The organism is Fibrella aquatilis, from assembly GCF_017353255.1.
Classification (GTDB): Bacteria; Bacteroidota; Bacteroidia; order Cytophagales; family Spirosomataceae; genus Fibrella; species Fibrella aquatilis.
Genome location: NZ_JAFMYU010000001.1, coordinates 116,408 through 138,408, shown reverse-complemented (window position 1 = coordinate 138,408; position 22,001 = coordinate 116,408). Strand labels below are relative to the sequence as shown.

The window sequence follows — 22,001 nt, the reverse complement described above, 5'->3', positions numbered from 1 at the left end:
ACACGAGTGAACACAACGAAATGAAATCAACGAGTACACCATACCATTCACCCAGTCAGGCAGTTCACATCCGTAGGTTGATGCGAAGGTCATTGTACTGCATCGGCGGACCGATTATTCATTGTACATTATACATTACAATACTCCAATCCTGTAACGTGGCCAAGCATTTGCCGACAGGAGAGAAACTATATGTCGGAGCCGATTTCGTGCTGAAGACCGATTCGACCATTGCTAAGAAAGAGAAGGAACGGCTTGTGACCGAGTTGCAGGCGCTGGCGCGGCCACGGCCCAACTCGCGCATATTTGGGTTTCCGTACAAGGTGGCCTTCTACTATTTCGTGGGCGAGCCGAAAAAAGAAAAAGGCTTCCGGGCGGGGCTGCGGCGGAAGTTTGGCGAAGCACCCGTACTGGCCTCGGCGCGGGGACTGGCCGCCAACGGGCAGCTCATGGGCAACACGCTGGAGAACGAAGGCTATTTTGGCACTAGCCTCCAGGGCGACTTTGTCGACGTGAACGGCTACCAGACCAAAGCCCGCTACACCATTCAGGTGCCACAGCGCTACCTAATCGACTCGGTCTCGTTTATCGGCGACTCTACGCTAGTGGCGCGGGCCATGTTCAACGCCTCGCCCCAGTCGTTTCTGAAAGCAGGCAACCCCTTTGTGCTTGACGTAGTCAAGGCCGAAAAAGAGCGGATCGGGTCGGCCATTAAGCAGCGGGGATTTTTCTACTTCCTACCCGATTACGTGACCGTGCTGACCGACACCGCCGTGGGCAACCACAGGGTGCGGTTCTACCTGGCCATCAAACCCGACATTCCGGCGGCGGCCAAAGTGCCTTATTTCCTGCGCAACATCTATATTTTCCCCAATTACACTCTGGCCACGGCCCGCACCGACACCAACCGCACGCTGGCCTATCAGGCCCCTATTCCCACGGCGGCCGATTCGGGCAAGACGGCCCCGCCCGGCAAATTCTACATCGTCGATTCGTCGCGGGTGTACAATCCGGTGTTGTTTGAAGACGTGATCAGTATCCGGCCGGGGCGGCGTTATAACAGCCGGGCGCAGGACCTCTCGCTGTCGCGGCTGGTGAACCTGGGCACCTTCAAATACATCCGCAACCGGTTCGAGCCGGTGGGCCGCTACGGCCGCGACTCGGCCCTGATGGATGCCAACTACTACCTCACACCCCTACCCAAACGGTCGGTCCGACTGGAGGTATCGGGCAACTCGCGGTCGAACAATCTGGCGGGCACACTGTTGACAGCCAGCTACATAGATCGCAATTTTCTACGCCGGGCTGAACAATTGCAGGTTAACGCTACAGCTGGTATAGACCTGCAAATAGGCGCGGCGGGGCGGGGGGTGACCAACTACCGCTACGGTATCGATGCCACGCTAAGTTTCCCCCGGCTGGTGTCGCCTTTCAAGATCCGTTACGACCGGCGATCCATTCTGCCCAAAACAAACCTGACGGTTGGGTACGAAATTCTTCAGCGCGACTCGCTCTATAATCTTAGCTCGGCAAGGGCCTCGTTTGGCTATGCATTCCGTACAAGCAATAGGGTCGAGCATTCGTTTTCGCCTTTCTATGTCAATTACGTCAACATCTACAATTTTGAACAGCCGAAGTTCATTGCTGGACTGCTTGACACCTTGACCGGTCCGACGTATGCCCGTTTGCTGAAGGCCCAGTTTATTTTGAGTGCGCTATACACTTTTAATTACAATTCGGACCCACAAACGCGCCGTCGATACACGAACCGCCTCACTATCAACATGGAGCCAGCCGGGAATTTGGCAGGTTTGCTGATCAAGCCAGACGATACGGGATACAAAAACATTGCTGGCTTGCCTTTTGCGCAGTTCTTCCGGTTCGACCTCGACACGCGGCACTACTTCCAGCTTAGTCCAAAACTGACTTGGGCGAATCGCTTTTTCGGAGGTGTCGGCATTCCATATGGCAACAGTAACGAGATGCCCTTTATTCGTCAATATTTTATAGGCGGAGCCAACAGTGTTCGCGCTTTCCGTCCTCGAGCGGCTGGGCCGGGTACATACACCCCTGCAAAAGGCACACTATTCCAGGATGGAGGTGGCGATATTAAGCTGGAAGTGAACACCGAACTTCGGGCTAAACTGACGTCGTTACTTCAACTCGCCGCTTTTGTCGATGCGGGTAACGTCTGGAGTTACGCACGGGTAAGCACGTACGGTCCGGGAGCGGAGTTTACGAAAGATTTTGCCAAACAACTGGCTATTGGGGGCGGCATTGGGCTGCGCATCGACCTCTCCTATTTCCTGGTCCGCGCCGACCTGGCCACGCCGTTCAGCATTCCCTACCTGCCCGAAGGGCAACGCTGGGTGCTGAACAAAATCAACTTCCGCGACCGCGACTGGCGGCGCGACAACCTGGTGCTTAACATTGCGGTGGGGTACCCCTTCTGAGAAAAACCTGCTTACTTTTGCTGCCTCTTAATTACAGCAACATGAAAATCAGCGGCTTTTCGTATATCCGCAACGGCTTTACCTACCAGTATCCATACCTGGCCGCTATCCAGTCGATTTTGCCTCTCTGCGATGAATTTTGCATTGCCGTAGGTAATTCCAGCGACGAAACCCGCGGCGCGCTGGTGGCTCTCAACGACCCCAAAATCAGGATTATCGACACCGTTTGGGATGAGACCATGCGCGGAAACGGCAAGATCTTCGCCCAGCAGGCCAACATTGCCCTCAACGCCTGCACCGGCGACTGGCTATTCCATATTCAGGCCGACGAGGTGATGCACGAGCAGGACCTGCCTACCATCCGCGCCGCCATCGAGTCCGTTAATGACCGCCCCGACATCGACGGGCTGCTGTTCGACTTCCTGAACTTCCACGGCAGCTACGACTACCTCAACAACACCCGCAAGCAGCACAAAAAAGAGATTCGCGTGTTCCGCAACGGCATCAACGCCTACGCCTACCGCGACTCGCAGGGGTTTCGGAAATACAGCTCGTTTGCGGCGTATGAAGCGGGTGAAAAAGGCACCAAGCTCCGCGTGACGTACGTGCCCGTGCCGGTGCATCATTACAGCTTCGTGCGCCCCGCCGAGCAGATGTTTCAGAAATGGGCTTATTTCCGTACGTTCTATGGTCGCGATATGGATGAACCCGCCCTGCATACGCTGGCTCAGACCGAAACCAAACCCGCCCCCGCGGCACCGTCGAAGGTGTACGACTATTACGACATCTTCCGCATCAAACGCTTCGAGGGTACTCACCCCGCCGTGATGCAACCCTACATTGCCGCCGCCCCGAATGATTTCGACCCCACCAAGATTCACCACGTGCAGAGCCTGAAAGACAAAATCATCTACGCCATCGAAGACCGCCTCAAGCACCGCTTCGGCGAGTGGAAGAATTATAAGCTGGTGAAGTGATGTGAGGGTTGATGTTAGAAAGAGGTCGTTTTTCTAACATAATGGGCTGTTGATGTTAAGGTGCTTAACATCAACAGCCCATTATGTTAGATTTGCACCTGAAACCTAACATGACTCATGGCCTACGATCCGCTGCTACCTTATAATGACCTGCCAGACCTACCACCCGCCACGGACCTTGATGATCCCGTTATTCTTCGAGCTTTAGCAGAAGCATCACGCTATTTAGGCGAGCTAAATGGCTTATGTGCCTCGTTACCAGACCCGGCCATATTGCTCAACACGCTGGTTGTACAGGAAAGCAAAGACAGTTCGGCTATTGAAAACATCGTAACGACACAAGACGAATTATACCGTGCCATTGCCGATGATGCAGCTACCTCAGCAATGGCCAAAGAAGTATTGAACTACCGGGAAGCGCTTTATGTGGGCCTACATAAGATGCAGAAACAACATAACCTGCTGGTAACCAATCTTTTTGTAGACATTGTCCAAACACTTAAGCAAAACGGTGCCGGTGTACGCAATACACCTGGAACAGCCTTGCGTAATGCAAGCAGCAATAGCGTTGTATATACCCCTCCCTGTTGTGAAGACGTACTACGGCAGAAATTGGCTGCCCTGGAGCGGTTTATCAATGAAGATCAACCTGATGGAACAGACCCGCTCATCAAGATGGCACTGATCCATCATCAATTTGAAGCCATTCACCCATTTATGGACGGTAATGGCCGCACCGGACGAATTTTGAACGTATTATATCTAGTTCAGCAAAATCTGTTACCCCAACCCGTTCTTTATCTGAGCCGGTATATCAACGTATATAAAAGCGATTATTACCGGCTGTTGCGGCAGGTAACTGAAGGGCAAAACTGGACCGAATGGATTGTCTTTATGTTGAATGGTATCCGGGATACCGCTCAGCTATCCACGAGTAAAATTCGCCGGATGTTACAACTTATGGACGAGTTAGAGCCAATAACCCGACAAGCCTTAGGCAGCAGTTATGACCACGCTTTGCTCAAACTACTTTTTACGCTCCCTTATTTGAAAATTGATTTGCTCCAGCGTCGGGGTCTGGCTACGCGCCAAACAGCTTCGACATACCTGAAAAAATTAGCCGCTGCGGGCATCCTTACGCCCAACCCCATTGGCCGCACTACCTACTACGTCAACCAACGGCTGATCGACCTTCTGGCCGATTGACATAAAAGCAAAAACCCCGATTCTGAATCAGAATCGGGGTTTTTTGGTCATTGGTCATTAATTGTCATTCACTTCGCTGTCATTCAATAGTCATTGGCTGTCATTCGCTTCGCTGTCATATAATGACCACTGAATGACCACCATGTCACTAATTACTCGCGCCGTGGGCCATAACGGGAACCGACACGGTCATGTTGTCCCAGGCAATGGCGATGCTCTTGTTTGAGGGCGTAATGGTCAGGGTTTCAATGGGCGTCTTATTGGCCGACACGGGCACTTTCACCTCTACCACGTTTTTCTCCTTGAACTTGTCGTAGTCATAAGCACCCCACTGGCCTAGCTGGCTGTTGAGCACCACGCCCCACTCTTTGGGGTCGGGAAACGTAACCAGCGTATAGGTGCCGGCCTTCACCATTTTGCCGCCAAACATCACGTCGTTTTTAAACGTCACTTCGGTGGCTTCGTCGGCACCGGTGCGCCAGGGCTTACCAAATTTCTCCATGCTGGTGCTGCCTTCAGGGCCAAACGTGACCCGTCCTTTCTTCGACGGTTGGCCGTAAACGACCTTAATGCTCTTGTCGGGACTTTCGACGGTGGTGTGCGGACTCTTCCGATTTTGGGCTACGGCCGCCGACGCGAAGGCCAGTAGAACAACGAGCAGCAATGATACAGAACGTTTCATGTGGTTCATGAATGAGTTGGTTAGTTAGTGATTCAGTATTAAAACGTAAACGCAAGCCATTCCAATATGGTTTTCTACCCATCGTCTCCATTGCATCCAACTTTTTCCTACTTTTACATAAATAGTATGCATGCATACTGTTGATTTACGATGTACGAATTACGAATTACGATTTGTTGCTGACGCATGGGGTTACTCTACAGCATAGGAGCGCGTCAGCAACAAATCGTAATTCGTAATTCGTACATCGTAAATCAATACATCCTCCACTTACTCCAGGCTCTCCCATGTCCGCTTATTTCAGCAAACGCAACCTCAATTTCCTGCTGCACGACGTATTTCGTGCCGAAGACCTGACGCAGTACCCCCACTTCGCCGACCACGACCGGGGTACATTTGACATGGCGATTGATTCGGCTACGCACATTGCCGACACGCTCATGTACCCCCACGTGCGCGATGTAGACCGTAACCAGCCCGAACTGAAAGACGGTCAGGTAACGGTGCACCCCAGCATTAAGGCGTACATCAAAGCCGTGGGCGATGCCGGACTGATTGGCGCCGGCTTCTCCTTTGAGCATGGCGGACAGCAACTCCCCGAACTCATTACGTCGAGCATTGGCTTCATCCTGATGGCGGCCAACAACGGCATGATGTACACCGGCCTGACCTCTGGCGCGGCTGATCTGATCGTGTCGTTTGGCTCACCCGAGTTGGCCGAAGAGTTTGTACCCAATATGCTGTCGGGCAAATGGCAGGGCACCATGGCCCTCACGGAGCCACAGGCGGGTTCGTCGCTCTCTGACGTGACTACGTCGGCCACACCCCAGCCCGACGGTACGTATAAGATCAAAGGGCAGAAGGTGTTTATCTCGGCGGGTGATCACGATGTAGCCGACAACATCATTCACCTCATGCTGGCCCGCATCGACGGAGCGCCCAAAGGCACGAAGGGCATTTCGCTGTTTGTCGTGCCCAAATACCGCATTACCGAAGCGGGAAAAGTCCGCAACGACGTTACCTCCACGGGCGTGTATCATAAGCTGGGTCAGAAGGGCGTACCCGCCATGCACCTCACCATGGGCGAAGCCGACGACTGTATTGGCTACCTTGTGGGCCAGCCGCATCAGGGGTTACCCTACATGTTTCAGATGATGAACGGTGCCCGCATCGGCGTGGGCATGACCGCCGCCGGCATTGCCACTGCCGCCTACCACGCCGCCCTGCAATATGCCCGCGAACGGCCTCAAAGCCGCCGACTAAACGAGAAAAATGCCCTCGACACGCCCCAAACGGCCATTATCAATCACCCCGACGTGCGGCGGATGTTGTTGTTCCAAAAAGCCGTAACCGAAGGTTCGCTGTCACTTCTATTGGAAGCAGCCCGTGCCTATGACATCTCACGCGTGGCGGAAGGCGAGGAAAAAGAGAATGCCCACCTGCTGGTCGAAATCCTGATGCCGATGGCCAAAACGTACCCGTCAGAGATGGGAGTGCAGTCGGTGAGTCAGAGTTTGCAAACGTTTGGCGGATACGGCTTCACGGAAGACTTTCCGGTGGAACAGCTCTACCGCGACATCCGGATTACGCCCATCTACGAAGGTACCACGGGCATTCAGGCGCAGGATTTGCTGGGTCGGAAAATGACCATGAAGGGGGGTAAAGCAGCCCAGATTCTGATGGGCGAAATAGGCAAGACCATCGCCGAAGCCGCCACCCACGACGAGCTAAAACCCTATGCTGGGATGCTAAAAACCGAACTGGGCCGTATTCAGGAAGTATTGCAGGCCATAATGCCCCATGCCGGTGCTGGTGACTACGAACGCTACCTGAGCGATGCTACCCTGTTTTTGGAGCAAATGGGTATTGTGGTGATTGCCTGGCAGTGGCTGAAGCAAGCTATTGTAGCCAAGCAGGCCATGCTGACCCAAAACCCGCAAGGCGACGAACTGGCTTTTTACGAAGGCAAGCTCCACACCATGAAGTTCTTCTTCCACTACGAGGTGCCCAAGACCCTGGGCCTCGCCGCCCGCCTCAAAGACACCGAGGTACTGACTATTGTGTCGGCGAAGGAATTGGCGTTGTAAGGGGGAGAAGATGTAGTTGTACTGTTGCATGAGGCTACGCGCTCTAAGGCGGTCCGGCGTTCCGGCTTAGAGCGCGTAGCCTCATGCAACAGCAAATCGGAGTGCAAAGCCAACCACATCCCCCTTAAAACAGCAAAAGCCCTTCACACGAAGGGCTTTTGCTGTTTATAAACTGAAAACTCGAAACACTCTTCGCCTTACCGGCGCTTCGCCACGGGCAGGGGCCTGGTGAAGGGCGGTTGGCGCAAAAGTTGGAAGGCGTCTTCATCGCCGAGCATTACGGCGCGGCGGAGGTCGTTTTCTGCCTGGCTTAGCTGACGAAGCTCAATGCGAGCGCGGGCACGCCAACGGTAAGCGTCGGGGCGCTCGTCGCGGATGTGCCAGACGGCTTTGTCAAACTCGCGAAAGGCTTCAGTGTATTGCTCGACGTTGTAATGAGCCACGCCCCGGTCCAGGTAACAATCGGCAATGGTGTTGTCGCGGTTGAGGGCCTGGGTGAGATCATAAATGGCCGAATAATGGTTTTCGAGCATCAACTGACACTTGCCCCGAAACGCATAGGCCACCGCCGAGTTGGGGTGCTGCTTTACGGCATCGTTGAAATAATCAAAAGCCTCATTATACTGCCGGGCCGTAACCTGCTGAATGCCAGCTTGAAACCGCCGCATATCCTTATCCGTTGCCGTCTCGTGGTCGATCAGGTAATAGCGTAGAATCAGGTAGATGATAAAAAGGAATCCCAGCGCTGCGACTTCCATACTGTTGATGCGTCGTTTTTGAAAGCTAATTTACGAATTCCGGCTCAACCAATCGACCACTGGCTACGATTCGGCGGGCAACTGATTCAGCGTGGCCCGGATAGCCTTGGGCAACCCGCTTGCCACCAGTTCATACGAATGATCAATAAGTTCGCGGAGCATGGCATTGCGCAGAGAGCCATCGAAGGTGACGGTGTTCCAGTGCCGCTTGCTCATATGAAAAGCAGCCTCGATAGCATCGTATTCTTCACGCAGTTGAGCGGCCCGTTCAGGATCACATTTCAGGCTTACCCGCACCGGACGAGCGTCCATATCGCTGAGGGCGAACATTTTGCCAGCCACCTTAAACACCAGCGTCGTTTCGTCGAACGGTAATGATTCGGTGGTGGCGGGTTTGCTCAGGCAATACGTACGCAGGTCGTCGAAGGTCATCGAATAAAGGCTCGGTAGATCATCACCAGCAAACAGATCAGGAACATGACAATCGAAATCCGGTTGATTCCGTGCATCATGCGCAGGTTCACGTTGCTCGGTTTGTTGGGGTCTGGCTTGCGAAATACATTGATGAAGTAGCTAAACACAGGCCCAATTTTGAAATAATCAGCTAAACGGCTCACAATAAAGTTGTTTTGACGTGTGAAGGAAGAGGGAAACCCCTTCTCTAGTATAGCCATTTGTAGGCCGAAAAGGTTTACGAAATGGCCTGTTTCTGGCGTATTTTTCCTTATTCATCTACCTCAATTCCCGGCTCAATCCAGCGGCCATCTTCGCGGATCAACTCGATCAATTCATCGACCGCGTTGGCTGCCGAGACTGATTTTTTGATTACCTGCTGGCCACGGTATAACGAAATTTTGTCGCGGCCAATGCCCACATAGCCGTAGTCGGCGTCGGCCATTTCGCCGGGGCCGTTCACGATGCAACCCATGATACCGATTTTCACGCCCTTCAGGTGTTCAGTCCGCTGCCGGATGTGAGCCGTGGTTTCCTGTAAATCGAACAGGGTACGGCCACACGAGGGGCAGGAGATGTATTCGGTTTTGGTGATGCGCGTCCGGGCTGCCTGCAAAATGCCAAACGCCAGGCCGTTCAGTTGCTTGTGTTCATCGTGGTCGGATGGGCGGGTGGCTTCCAGCAGGATACCATCGCCAAAGCCGTCGATGAGCAGGCCACCCACGTCGGTAGCGGCGTAGAGGGGCAATTCGGCGGTGGGTACGCCTTCGTAGCGGCGTTGGATTACCACCGGCAGGGTCAGCCCGCGCTCGGTGAGGTCAACGAACAGCCGCCGGAGTTCGGGCATAGCGTGGCTGTTGTCGCTATACACCAACCCTACCACGTTGCGGTCGTTGTTCAGCGCATTGGCCAGTTCATCGGTCAGGTCGGCGAGGGTAAAGCGCACAAAATTGAGCCGGATGTGCAGGCCTTGCTGCTGCTGTCGGGCCAACAGGTATTGACTGGCCGTCAGCATGGGCAGCACGTTCAGCACATCGGGATGACTGCGCCAGATGCTGTAGTCGACCACTTCTTTCAGGCCGTTGGGCAGCATGAAACCAGCCGTTTGAGCACCCGTATAAAGATAATCGGCCCCCAGGTCGTTCATACGCCACTTGTCGGGCAGGGGCAGGTAAAAATGACCCACTGCCTTCAGCACGTCTACTTCCTGCACGGGCGTCTGGCTATAATCGGCCAGCACGCGGGGCACGTTGCTCCCCCCAAAGTTGGCCACCTCGTGCGTCTGCCGACGGGTGTACTGAAACGGGTCGTAGGGTAGTTCGGTCAGGGCCGGAATAGGTTTGGCCGTTTCGGCGCGGTGCGTATACCGGTCAATTAGGGCGCGGGCTACGGGGGCCTCAAACTCCGGGTCTTCCGTCAGCGACACCCGCACGGTATCGCCCAAGCCGTCTTCCAGCAGGGTGCCAATACCCAGCGCCGACTTGATCCGTCCGTCTTCGGCCTCGCCTGCTTCGGTTACGCCCAGGTGCAGCGGGTACGGTTTAAGTCCCTCTTCGTCAAGGCGTTGCACCAGCATCCGGTACGCCTGCACCATCACCTGCGGGTTGCTCGACTTCATGGAGAGCACCGTGTTGTAATAATTTTCTTCCTCGCAGATCCGCAGAAACTCCAGCGCCGACTCCACCATGCCCACGGGCGTGTCGCCGTAGCGGCTCAGAATGCGGTCAGACAACGAGCCGTGGTTGGTGCCGATGCGCATAGCCGTGCCGTACTCCTTACAAATACGAACCAGGGGCAGAAATTTTTCGCGAATCCGGTCCAGCTCAGCGGCGTAACCGGCATCGGTGTAGTCGATGTGTTCAAACCGCTTCCGGTCGGCGTAGTTACCGGGGTTAATGCGCACTTTTTCCACCACGCGGGCGGCCAATTCGGCGGCGTTGGGCGTGAAGTGGATGTCGGCCACCAGTGGCGTGGTGTAGCCCCGCGCCCGAAGTTCCTTGCGGATGTTCTCCAGGTTCTGCGCCTCTTTCACGCTGGGTGCCGTAATGCGCACGTATTCACAGCCCGCCTCGATCATGCGGATGCTCTGCTCCACCGACCCTTTCGTATCCATGGTGTCGATGGTGGTCATCGACTGCACCCGGATGGGGTAATCGGACCCCATCGGCACATCGCCGATGTTGACCGTGATGGTCTGGCGGCGGCGGTATTCGGTTAGCGAGGGGGCATACAGCGCGGGCGCTTTGGCTTTGTCGCCGGTAAAGGCATTGGTCAGAAAATCGAGCATGAGCGTGGCAGTATCTAGCGCCACAAAGGTAACACATTCGTCTGCAAGCCTGTTTCAATTAGGCTACGCCCGCACCCAGCCGCACTACGGTGGCCCGTCCGCCTGCTCGTTCAATGGCCTCAGCAACCTGTCGGCTGTTGTCGGGCGCATAGACGAGCAACGCCCCCGCCCGGCTGCCGGCAATGACCTTACCACCCAGCGCTCCTGCCCGCAGGGCCACGTCGAGCAGCCGGTCGGCCTGGGGCGACGACAGTTGGTAGGCATCGCGCAGGTAGGTATGGAGCTGGGTAAGTAGCTGACCTAGCCGGGCGTGGTTAAGGTGGGGCGCGTGCAGTAGTGCCAGGGCGTCGGTGGTGAGGTCGCGGCAGGCCAGGGTAGCTTTCAGCAATACGTAATCATCCTTGCTCAGCTGATCCTTATATTCCGTGGCTTCGGGCGGGATAGCCGTCTGTACCGAAAACCCCGGATTGACCCGACCAATACGCTCCAGTACGTCGCCCGATAATGACCGCTGATGAGGGTAGTCAGCTGTGCCCACCGTTTCCAGTACAGCATCCCGCCATTCGACCAGCATGAAACTACCCAGCGGCACTGGCAGCGACTGAGCAGTGCCAGCGACACCCTGAGGAAAATAAAGTAACCCACCCAGGGCCGTAGTCTGCTGGTCGATGTGGCTAGACGAATGGCCAAACTCAAGCACCTCTGCCGCGTAGGTCAGTTGAGCCAATTGCGCGGCTGTAAGCCGGGCGGGCTGATCGGCAAGCTGAGCCAGGGCGTTGAGCCAGTTTATCACCAGCGCCGACGATGCCCCGATGCCGGCCGGAAACTCGTCCTGGATGTCGCCTTCGATACCCCGGCTGAACGTAAATCCCTCGCGCAACAGTACGTTAATACAGGCCTGGAGGTAGTCATGGTCAGTCTCGTAAGCGAGCGGTATACCATCGAAGGCAACGCTCAGGCGCCGTCCGGGGTGGGCAAACCGAAACCGAAAACCGGGCTGGCCGTGGTGCCAAGCGGTCAGTTTGGTGCGCAGGGTGAGCGAAGCCGTCAGCACAGGCAGTCCCAGGTAATCCTGATCGTCGCCGAAGAGGCAAATTCGGGCGGGGGCAGTAGATATAACAGAAACAATCAAGGTCAGTGGAGCTTTATGTGGTAAAAAGGCGTGTGGAGATAGATCGTACCTGATGCCTGAAACACGGTTTTTTCGTCCATCTACTCCCATGCACATTGGGGTGGTTCTATAACCGTTTATCAGAGATGGCGGTTGTAGATTACGGGTAGTATTGTAGTATTGCCCCGTCAATCACCCACAAATCGGTATGGCAGACACAGACAAAAGTCTAGGTGAAAAGTTAATGGGGTTTTTCATTAAAGAAGACTCCAGTGCGCCGCAAGGCAATTCGGGCGGGGCTGCGCCCGCCGCCGGGCAGGGGCAGTCAGCACCTGCGAGCCAACCTGTTTCGAGCTATACGCCGCCCACAGGGGGTAGCGTGGCCGCCGGACCGGGCAGCATAGATACCAAGTTTGTCGACCACTTTGCAGCGGTGCTTGGCAAAGCCAACCTGCCCGGACCGGACTATTTCGAGTTTCGCGAGATTCTGCGCAACCTCAGTAGCCTGGGCCTGCCCGAAGATAAGCAGTTTCAGGCGGCGTGGGCCAGCTTCAAAGCTATGGCCGGCACGGCAGACCCCCAAACGCTATCGACGGCGGCCAACCAATACCTGGCTGCCCTGACCGCCGACCGGGAGTCGTTTCTGAAGAGCGTAGAATCAGCTATTCAGGACCGCGTGGGCGGGTTGCAGGCTGAGCAAAAAAAGCTACAGGCCGACAATGAGGCTATTGGCAAGCAAATTGCGGAACTGCAACAACGGTTGGGCAAGAACAATGACCGGCTGGCACAAATTGGCGGCGAAGTGGTAGAGCAGAGTACCAAGATCAACCAGAACCGGGCCAACTTCGAAGCTACCTACACCAATTTCACCGAACAAATCAAAGCCGACGTGAGTAAAATCGGCTCTTACCTAAAATGATTTACGATGTACGAATTACGATTTACGATTTATTGCTGACGCGCTCCTATGCTGTAGAGTAACCCCATGCGTCAGCAACAAATCGTAATTCGTACATCGTAATTCGTAAATCCCTACTCCTTAAACTAAACACATGGCTTCTCCTGATTTTTCACAACTGGCTGGCGGCAACTCATCGGAGGGTGCCAGCAAAGGCTCCTTCTGGAGCCGTCCCGAGGGCATTGCGGGTATGCTGGCCCTGGGTGGGCTGGGCGCACTTGGCCTGGTCTATTTCAACCGGATTCTGGAATTCCTGATCCGCGCTACCGAAAATACGCTCTATCTGGCAGGTCTGCTGGGGGTGCTGGCGTTGCTGGTGTTCCTGTTCACCAGCCGCGACGTGCGCACGGCGGTGTTCTTCCTGTTCAAAACATTCATGCGCAAGCTCACGGGCGTGGTGGTGCAACTGGACCCCATTGCCATCATGAAAATCTACGTGCAGGACCTCCGCGAAAAGCGCGAGAAAATGCAGGGACAGATCGACACGCTGGCCGGGCAACTCGTGAAGCTGAACAAGAAGATCAACGAGAACAACGAGAGCATCAAAGCCAAATTCAACGAGGCCAACAAGGCCAATGAACTGGCCGCTACTCGCCCCGGCATGAAAGAAGCCGCCACCCTGGCCACCATGGAAGGCGCAGGTTTGCAGGAGATGAACGAGAAACTGTTCCCCCTGCAACGCAACATGAAGCTGGTGCTGGAGTTTATGGAGAAAGTAAACAAATCGGCCGATTACCTGATCAAGGAAACCGATATCAAGGTAAAGCTAAAAGAGACTGAATACCAGATCGTTAAAGAAAGCTCGAATGCCCTGAAGACCGCCGTGAGCATCTTCAAAGGCAACCCCGACAAGAAGTTTTATTTCGACGAGTCGATGGAGTATATCCAGGACGACATGAGCAAAAAGCTGGGCGAAATGAAGCGGGCCATGGACCTGTCGATGGACTTCATCAACGGGGTAGACATCCAGAACGGTATGCTGTCGGACAAAGGGCAGACGCTGCTGGAGGCCTACAATAAAGGCGAGTTTTCGCTGGTGCAGCTAAACGCCCCTGCCGCCGACCGCGCCGTGGAAGCCCGCGTCATCAATCCCCCCAAAGACGAGGGTTATCGGAGCCTGTTGGACTAATGGGTGAAAGAGTGAATGGTGAAAGAGCGTTTTATACGAACCTATTGCGCTTAACTCACTCTTTCGCCATTCGCTCTTTCACCATTCACTCTTTATCTCTTTCACTCTTTCGCTTATGCAACGATTAACTACCGCAGGTCGCCTGCTGATTACGGCCCTGATTATTGGCCTTATTTATTTAGGCTTGAAATATGTGGCCGGTATTGACCTGATCCAGAAATTCCGGGCGGGCAACAAAACCGAACAGACAACGTCGTCCAATCTGCCCTCAAACGAAGACCATACGGCCCCCAACGCCGACGGGTCTGCTACCAGTGAGGCCACGAGCGAAGCCACGGCCACGTCTGATGAAGCATCGTCGGGTGGCGCGTCGTCGGGTGCATCGAGCGAGGCCAGCACGGGCGGTGCTCGTCCGGCGTTTAATTTTCAGGCGGCTGAACCCGTGGGCGGCAAGCTCAAGGGCGTAGTAGAACTGGGTGCCAGCGGCTTCAACTCGTTCATCGTGCGCGTTGACGACCAGAAGCGCTGGAAGCTGGAGAAAGCCGATTTTGGCAACAGCCTCGTGCTGGAAAACATGGCTTCTGACCTCGACATTCGCGAAGGCCTGAAACAGTATATTGCCAACATGCTCAATTTCGGCGTGAATGGCCGCGAGATCCAGTTTGTGGTTAGCTCAGGTGCCCTGAAGGCCGAAACGACCCAGAAGATCATCAAGAACCTGAAGGCACTGAACTATGTAGTCAACACCGTAACGCCCGAACAGGAAGGCCGGCTTGGTCTGCGGTCGGTGCTGCCCCCGGAATTTGACGACAACGCCTTTGTGGTGGATATTGGCTCGGGTAACACCAAGATCTCGTGGAAAAACGGCAGCGACGTGTCGGCCGTGGAGACGTTCGGGGCCAAATATTTCCAGAACGGCGACGACGACAGCAAGGTCTACGACGAAGTGAAAAGCAAAGCCAAGGGCGTACCCAGCAGCCACCGCAAAACGTGCTTCATCATCGGCGGCATTCCTTTCGAGCTGGCCAAGCAGGTGCGCAACGGCAAAGAACGCTACACCGTACTAAAAATGCCCGCCGACTACAAGAGCGAGAATGCCAAGCAAAAGGCGGGCCTCAACATCTATAAGGCCGTTGCCGACGCCACTGGTTGCCAGCAGTTCGTCTTCGACTGGGACGCCAACTTCACGATTGGGTACCTTTTGAGCTTGAAGTAGATAAGAAGTGGTAAGTGCTGAGCGGTAAGTGGTGAGTTTGCTTCCGCATAAGTAACTACACTTGCGGAAGCAAACTCACCACTTACCGCTCAGCACTTACCACTCTCTTTATGACCTTCCGCGACCTCTTCGATTTTGCTGCTGCCCAACCGGGTGTTGTAGCTCTGTTGCTGCTGGCGGTGCCCGCGTTAGCCTTTCTGATAAACCTGTGGGCGGGCACCACCGACGCCGAAATCTGGCGGTGGCGGTACGTCTATGCGGGTTTGGTCTACGCGGCCTGCATCCCCGGCATCTTCGCCCTGACACTAAACATCTACCTGTTTCTATTTGAACGGCAAAGCCTGTGGACTATGAACCTGGCTTTGCAAGTACTGCCTATCTTGACGATGATGGCCACGTTGATGCTCATCAAGCGGAAAATGCCGTTTAAATACATCCCCGGTTTTGGCCGGTTGTCGGGGTTCATGACCCTTATTGCCGCACTCATCGGCATTCTTTGGTTCGTTGACAGGCTGAAGCTTGTGGCGTTCACCTACGTCCCCTTCAGCTATGTCGTCTTCGGATTCGTAGCCCTGCTGATCATCATCCGCTTCGCCTGGAGCCGGGTGTTTTGAGCAAACCTTAGTATCCATCCACTAACAATACAGTACGTTTTTCGCAAAACAACACATCTTGCGCTGGTTAGGTATTGCTTTATCATAAGTCATTATGACAGGTTCATCGAACATAGCCAACGCTTACCGCCGCCATTTTGGGCTGCTACCTATTTGCCTGATTAGCCTGCTGGCTGCCTTGTTGGCCTGTCAGCCAGCTATTGAGCGTAATCCGACAACCCTAAATGGGGCACGGCTGGCGGCAACAACAACGGCCCCTATTGTGCTGGGTTATTTTCCGTCGTGGAGCGAAACGCAGTTGGTAAACAGCAGTAGTCAGCTTACGGCCGTCCCCGCTCACGTGACGCACCTCTTTTTCGCGTTTGCCAAACCAAATCTGCGTTATGTAAAAGGCTCGTATGACCTCTCACAAACGGGTATAGAGGTGCCCTACAACGGCCAAACGCTCCGAACGGCCCTTGCTATTGTAGCGCAAAAAGGCATTAAAGTCATCTTATCGCTTGGCGGCGAGACCTACTGGGCCACACCAGATGCCTATAGCATCAACTACCAGCAGATCAAAGACTTAGTGGATGACATGGGCTTTGCGGGCATCGACTGGGATTTTGAACCCGACGGGTCGTTTGACCAGATTGGCAGTCCCGCCAACGTAGCGCGGTTTATTCAGTTTATCAACTCGTCGCGCCAGCTGATGCCCAAATCGGCAGGGTATCTGATCGCCTGTGCGCCGTCTGGTGCCGGGGCGTTGGGCGGCCTCAATAACGACGACCCCGCCGCCAAGTACGCCTATGCCAAACGAAACCAGATCACGGGTGAGCCTGATACGTACCTGTACTCGTTCAGCGATGCCCTGCACAGTATCTCACTCTTCGGCTTCTCATCCACGGGCCACATGATTCCGGTGTTCAAGGCGGCAGGCAGCAACCTCGACATTGTGGCTTTTCAGGGCTATAACACCGGAGCAGCCAAAGACCGGACCCTGATGTTCAATGCCTATGCCTGGTATGCCAACCAATATGGCTTCCGGCTGGCGGCGGGTACCCACGTCCCCAACGAACCCTGGGGTCCCTACTACACCTATTCAGCGCAGAACACCGCCGCTCTAGCCGAATACATCCGCAATGGTGGAGCCGAAAACCGGGGTGGCAAAGGCGATGGCATCATGATCTGGCAGGTGTTGGCCCGCACGGCGCTACCTGCCGACGCGAATTATACGGGCGTAACGTACCTGAACGTGGCGGCAAAAGTATTGAACGGAGCCACGCCCGCCGCCGCCATTGCCGCCGCCTTCGACTACCAAACTACGCCCCCACCCGGTGTACCTGGTCCGCCAACCGTTTCCAGTACCTCCGTTGTGGTCAACAACCCCATCATCGGCACATCGGTATCAGGTACGCTGCTGGTGTTGAAAGACGGCGTTCAACTCACTACGCTAACTGTGTCGGGTACGTCGTGGAGCTACACCCCGACCACTGTGGGTGGCTATAGCTTCAGAATTCAGACAAGTGGCGGCACCTCAGCGGCATCGGCCACGGTGACGGTCACGGCGGGTAGTGGCGGTGGTTGCGGCTATGCAGCCTACGACGCGACCAAGTCATACCCAACAGCGGGCACCCGCGTCTACTACAACCAGAAAATTTACGAGAGCAAATGGTGGATCAACCCCGGTGATGTCCCCAACCCGAACGACCCGTGGGGTGCCTGGAAATATATTCAGGATTGTGCGGGTGGGCCACCAACACCCGGTCTGCCCCCTGCCCCCACGCCTACGTCGACCTCTGTAGCGGTGGGTACGACCATTACGGGCAGCGCGACCTCGGCAGGTACGCTGCTGGTGCTGATCAGCGGTGTTCAACTAACTACACAGCAACTTGCCGGTACCACGTGGAGCTACACGCCTACTACAGCAGGCAGCTATACGTTCAAGCTACAAACATCGGCGGGTACCTCAGCCGCGTCTGTAGCCGTGACTGTGTATACACCCACGCCGCCACCCAACCCCACCGGCTGCAATGCACCGGCCTATGATGCAACCAAGGCCTACCCCACCGCAGGCACCCGCGTGGTATATAACGGTAAGCTATTCGAAAGCAAATGGTACATCAACCCCGGTCAGGTTCCCGACCAAACCGACACCTGGGGACCCTGGAAATTTATCCAGATCTGCGCGAATTGACGGCTGGTTGGTAAGTGTATCTGCTCCACCCATCTCACCTGGAACCGGATGTGTTAGGGCATCAAGTGGCTGTAAATAACCCTGATTCAGCACCTTATTATTTCTGAGCCGATAGGGTAATCTCTGAATTCTCGGTAATAGTATCTTAGTGTGGCTTACTAGCTTACCAGCCGGTAGCGCCCTTCTCACTGATGCCATCGCTCCAAGCGATGGCATCAGTGCGTATCAGGAGTTTGATGTTGCGACTTTCTGGGTATAATCAACAAACAATAAGCCTGCTTTTTTAACAAACGAATTTATTGAAATAATGCAATACTGCGGGATGAATAATGGCGATTGGCTAGTTATTAGGCTGTTTTACCCAAACGCTTTGCCTATTTTTCAACATTTTTGCCCTGTCGTTGCCCGTCTCACAACCTTACGCAGCTTCCGTTGCCAATTATGAAAGACTACATCCGTCCCATCCAACGCCTGCTGGTGGCAAACCGCGGCGAAATCGCCATCCGTATCATGCGGGCCGCCACCGAACTGGGCATCACCACCGTGGCCGTCTACACCTACGAAGACCGCTATTCGCTGCACCGCTACAAAGCCGACGAAGCCTATCAGATCGGGCGCGACGATGAGCCGCTGAAGCCATATCTGGATGTAGAAGGGCTTATTTTGCTGGCCAAAAGCAAAAAGATCGACGCGATCCATCCGGGCTACGGCTTCCTCTCCGAAAACGTAACCCTGGCCCGCCGCTGCCGCGAGGAAAACATCATTTTCGTAGGCCCCACGCCCGAGGCCATGGAGGCACTGGGCGACAAAGTGCGGGCTAAAAACCTGGCTACCAAAGCGGGCGTACCCCTTATTCCCGACTCGCGGGAGGAGAACATGTCGCCCGAATTTGCGGCGGAGGAAGCGGCCCGGATTGGTTTTCCCGTCATGGTGAAAGCAGCAGCAGGCGGCGGTGGACGGGGCATGCGCGTGGTGCGTGAAGCCGCCGAGTTTGAGAAAGCCTTTACCGAAGCCAAAAACGAAGCCAAAAACGCGTTCGGCGACGATACGATCTTTCTCGAAAAGTTCGTAGAGAATCCCAAACACATTGAGGTTCAGCTACTTGGCGACACCCACGGTAACCTGATTCACCTCTACGAACGCGACTGTTCGGTGCAGCGGCGGTTCCAGAAAGTGGTGGAAGTGGCCCCCTCCTTTGGGCTGAAACAGGAAACCCGCGAACAACTCTATGCCTACGCGCTAAAAATTGGCAAAGCGGCGGGCTACAGCAACGCGGGCACGGTGGAGTTTCTGGTCGACAAAGAAGAAAACATCTACTTCATTGAGGTAAATCCACGCATTCAGGTAGAGCATACGATTACGGAGGAAGTGACGGGCATTGACCTGGTGCGGACGCAGATTCTGGTGGCGATGGGCTATAAACTCTCCGACAACGGCATCTACATCAACCACCAGGACGAGGTGCCCCTCAACGGCTATGCCATACAGTGCCGGATCACCACCGAAGACCCCGCCAACGGCTTTAAACCCGATTTTGGCACCATTATCGCCTACCGCAACGCCGCCGGTTTCGGTATCCGCCTCGACGAAGGCAGCAGCTACCCCAGCGTGAAAATCTCGCCCTACTTCGACTCCATGATCGTGAAGGTGTCGGCGCGGGGGCGGACGTTGCGAGGGGCTACGCAGCGGTTGCAGCGGGCCTTGGTCGAGTTTCGAATTCGGGGCGTGAAAACCAACATCCCGTTTTTGATGAATGTCATTGACCACCCCGTGTTTCAGCGGGGCGAGGCACGGGTGTCGTTTATTGAAAGCCACCCCGAACTGCTTAAACTCCGCAAGCCGCAGGACCGGTCTACGAAGGTGCTGCGCTACCTCGGCGAGGTGATTGTGAACGGCAACCCAGAGGTGAAGAAACGCGATGACAGCAAGGTGTTCCGCACACCCGTGGTACCTATCTATGAGCAATACGGCCCCTACCCCTACGGCAACCGCGACCGCCTGAGCGACCTGGGCCGCGAGGGTTTTGCAGGCTGGGTAAAGGAGCAAAAGCAAGTACTTTACACCGATACCACCTTCCGCGACGGCCACCAGTCGTTGCTCGCCACGCGGGTACGGACGCAGGACTTGCAACGCGTAGCTGAAGGCTTCGCCAAGGCCCATCCTGAACTGTTTTCGATGGAAGTTTGGGGCGGCGCTACCTTCGACGTCTCGATGCGGTTTTTGTACGAAAGTCCCTGGAAACGGCTACAGGCCCTGCGCGAAGCCATGCCTAATATGCTGTTGCAGATGCTTTTCCGGGGGTCTAATGCCGTAGGCTACTCGGCTTATCCGGATAATCTGATCGAGAAATTCGTGGAGAAATCGGCCGAAACGGGCATCGACGTATTCCGCATTTTCGACTCGCTCAACTGGGTCGAGGCCATGAAAGTAAGCATCCGGGCCGTCCGTGAACGCACCAACGCCATTGCCGAAGCCGCCATCTGCTACACCGGTATCGACGAGAAGTATACGCTCCAGTATTACCTCGACATGGCTCGTCAATTGGAAGACGAGGGCTCACACCTGCTGTGCATCAAAGACATGGCGGGCTTACTTAAGCCGCTGGAAGCCAGTCTGTTGGTAAGTGAACTGAAAAAGGCGATCAGCATTCCGGTTCACCTGCACACCCACGACACGGCAGGCATTCAGGCGGCCACGTATCTGAAAGCCATCGACGCGGGCGTGGATATTGTCGATTGCGCGCTGGGTGCGTTGTCGGGCCTGACGTCGCAGCCGAACTTCAACTCGGTGGTGGCCATGATGCAGGGGCACGAGCGCGAATGCCCGGTCAATCTGCCGTCGCTAAACGCGTATTCCAATTATTGGGAAGACGTGCGCGAGTACTATTATCCGTTCGAGAGTGGTATGAAGGCGGGCAGCGCGGAGGTCTACGAAAACGAGATTCCCGGCGGGCAATATTCCAACCTGAAACCGCAGGCCATCGCCACCGGCCTCGGCGACAAGTTCGAGTTGCTGAAGAAGAATTATTCCGTTGCCAATCAACTCTTTGGTAACATCGTGAAGGTAACGCCCTCCTCGAAAGTGGTGGGCGACATGGCCATTTTTATGACCGCCAACAACCTTACGGCCGAGGATGTGCTGGAGCGCGGCGAGGGGCTGTCGTTTCCCGAATCGGTGAAGGAACTGATGAAGGGCATTCTGGGCCAGCCCTACGGCGGTTTCCCCGAAGATATTCAGAAGGCCGTGTTGAAAGGCGAGGCACCCATCACGGGCCGCCCCAACGAGCACCTCGCCCCTATCGACTTCGACGCCGACGTGGCCCAGTTTCAGGCCGCTTTCCCCCTGGGCGACGGCTTCCTCGACTATTTGTCGTACAAAATGTACCCCAAAGTCTACGAGGAATATTACAAGGCGGTGGAGCAGTACGGCGACGTGAGCATCATTCCCACGCCCGCGTTTTTCTACGGCCTCAAGCCCAACGAGGAGATTCTTGTGCCCATTGCCGAGGGCAAAAACATCCTGGTGCGCCTGCTCTTCATGGCCGAAGCCGACGAGTACGGCATGCGCACGATCACGTTTGAACTGAACGGCCAAAGCCGGCAGGTACGTGTGCGTGACAAAGCCCTGAAAGTAGAGAAAGCGCGCAATCAGAAAATCGGCAAGCCCGGCGACGTGGGGGCACCATTACAGGGCCGTTTAACCAAAATCATGGTGAAGCCCGGCGACGTGGTGAAGAAGAATCAGCCCCTGTTTGTGATCGAGGCCATGAAGATGGAAAGCATCGTAGCCGCCCAGCAGCCCGGCACCGTCAAACAGGTCCTCCTCAAAGAAAACACCACCGTTGAGCAGGACGATTGGGTCATTGAAATCGGGTAGCTTTATATTTGGCGGTTG

At 55.2% G+C, this 22,001-nt stretch carries 16 protein-coding genes; 10 read left to right on the top strand and 6 right to left on the bottom strand.

What is annotated here, in order from left to right:
* The first annotated feature begins 20 nt into the window (after positions 1-20).
* The 3 genes from tamL to J2I48_RS00545 all read left to right on the top strand — a co-directional run bounded on the left by tamL (position 21) and on the right by J2I48_RS00545 (position 4,636).
* On the top strand, positions 21-2,453 hold the full coding sequence (gene tamL / locus J2I48_RS00555) for a translocation and assembly module lipoprotein TamL (protein WP_445451880.1): 2,433 nt from the start codon (positions 21-23) through the stop codon (positions 2,451-2,453).
* Between the two features lie 41 nt (positions 2,454-2,494).
* Positions 2,495-3,430, top strand: coding sequence for a glycosyltransferase family protein (locus tag J2I48_RS00550; protein WP_207333429.1), 936 nt, complete (start codon positions 2,495-2,497; stop codon positions 3,428-3,430).
* Between the two features lie 117 nt (positions 3,431-3,547).
* A complete protein-coding gene (locus tag J2I48_RS00545; protein ID WP_207333428.1) occupies positions 3,548-4,636 on the top strand; it encodes a Fic family protein in 1,089 nt (362 codons plus the stop codon).
* Positions 4,637-4,784: 148 nt separating this feature from the next.
* On the opposite strand, the gene J2I48_RS00540 is transcribed toward J2I48_RS00545, so the two are convergent.
* Entirely contained in the window at positions 4,785-5,318 is a 534-nt protein-coding gene (locus tag J2I48_RS00540) for a DUF2911 domain-containing protein (RefSeq protein WP_207333751.1), read from the bottom strand.
* 287 nt (positions 5,319-5,605) lie between these two features.
* On the opposite strand from J2I48_RS00540, the gene J2I48_RS00535 reads away from it, so the two are divergent.
* Entirely contained in the window at positions 5,606-7,405 is a 1,800-nt protein-coding gene (locus J2I48_RS00535) for an acyl-CoA dehydrogenase (RefSeq protein ID WP_207333427.1), read from the top strand.
* Positions 7,406-7,602: 197 nt separating this feature from the next.
* Here the strand turns inward: J2I48_RS00535 and J2I48_RS00530 are convergent, their stop codons facing one another.
* The 5 genes from J2I48_RS00530 to J2I48_RS00510 all read right to left on the bottom strand — a co-directional run bounded on the left by J2I48_RS00530 (position 7,603) and on the right by J2I48_RS00510 (position 12,035).
* Entirely contained in the window at positions 7,603-8,163 is a 561-nt protein-coding gene (locus J2I48_RS00530) for a tetratricopeptide repeat protein (RefSeq protein ID WP_207333426.1), read from the bottom strand.
* Positions 8,164-8,226: 63 nt separating this feature from the next.
* Positions 8,227-8,595, bottom strand: coding sequence for an MmcQ/YjbR family DNA-binding protein (locus J2I48_RS00525; protein ID WP_207333425.1), 369 nt, complete (start codon positions 8,593-8,595; stop codon positions 8,227-8,229).
* Complete coding sequence (locus tag J2I48_RS00520) at positions 8,592-8,780, bottom strand: DUF6728 family protein (protein ID WP_207333424.1); 189 nt, start codon at positions 8,778-8,780, stop codon at positions 8,592-8,594. The genes J2I48_RS00525 and J2I48_RS00520 overlap by 4 nt, the downstream gene beginning before the upstream one ends.
* Before the next feature lie 107 nt (positions 8,781-8,887).
* The gene (ispG, locus tag J2I48_RS00515; protein WP_207333750.1) at positions 8,888-10,903 is read right to left on the bottom strand and encodes a (E)-4-hydroxy-3-methylbut-2-enyl-diphosphate synthase; all 2,016 of its coding nucleotides are present in this window, start codon (positions 10,901-10,903) and stop codon (positions 8,888-8,890) included.
* 58 nt (positions 10,904-10,961) lie between these two features.
* Positions 10,962-12,035, bottom strand: a complete 1,074-nt coding sequence (locus J2I48_RS00510; protein ID WP_207333423.1) for a GHMP family kinase ATP-binding protein — start codon at positions 12,033-12,035, stop codon at positions 10,962-10,964.
* Between the two features lie 187 nt (positions 12,036-12,222).
* Between J2I48_RS00510 and J2I48_RS00505 the strand changes: the two genes are divergently transcribed.
* The 6 genes from J2I48_RS00505 to J2I48_RS00480 all read left to right on the top strand — a co-directional run bounded on the left by J2I48_RS00505 (position 12,223) and on the right by J2I48_RS00480 (position 21,983).
* Positions 12,223-12,933, top strand: coding sequence for a hypothetical protein (locus tag J2I48_RS00505; RefSeq protein WP_207333422.1), 711 nt, complete (start codon positions 12,223-12,225; stop codon positions 12,931-12,933).
* Between the two features lie 133 nt (positions 12,934-13,066).
* Complete coding sequence (locus tag J2I48_RS00500; RefSeq protein WP_207333421.1) at positions 13,067-14,101, top strand: hypothetical protein; 1,035 nt, start codon at positions 13,067-13,069, stop codon at positions 14,099-14,101.
* Between the two features lie 115 nt (positions 14,102-14,216).
* The gene (locus J2I48_RS00495) at positions 14,217-15,317 is read left to right on the top strand and encodes an acetate and sugar kinases/Hsc70/actin family protein (RefSeq protein ID WP_207333420.1); all 1,101 of its coding nucleotides are present in this window, start codon (positions 14,217-14,219) and stop codon (positions 15,315-15,317) included.
* Positions 15,318-15,427: 110 nt separating this feature from the next.
* Positions 15,428-15,931: a hypothetical protein gene (locus tag J2I48_RS00490; protein WP_207333419.1), complete on the top strand. Its 504-nt coding sequence runs from the start codon at positions 15,428-15,430 to the stop codon at positions 15,929-15,931.
* Positions 15,932-16,025: 94 nt separating this feature from the next.
* Positions 16,026-18,107, top strand: a complete 2,082-nt coding sequence (locus tag J2I48_RS00485) for a glycosyl hydrolase family 18 protein (RefSeq protein ID WP_207333418.1) — start codon at positions 16,026-16,028, stop codon at positions 18,105-18,107.
* 441 nt (positions 18,108-18,548) lie between these two features.
* Complete coding sequence (locus tag J2I48_RS00480) at positions 18,549-21,983, top strand: pyruvate carboxylase (RefSeq protein WP_207333417.1); 3,435 nt, start codon at positions 18,549-18,551, stop codon at positions 21,981-21,983.
* Positions 21,984-22,001 lie beyond the last annotated feature (18 nt).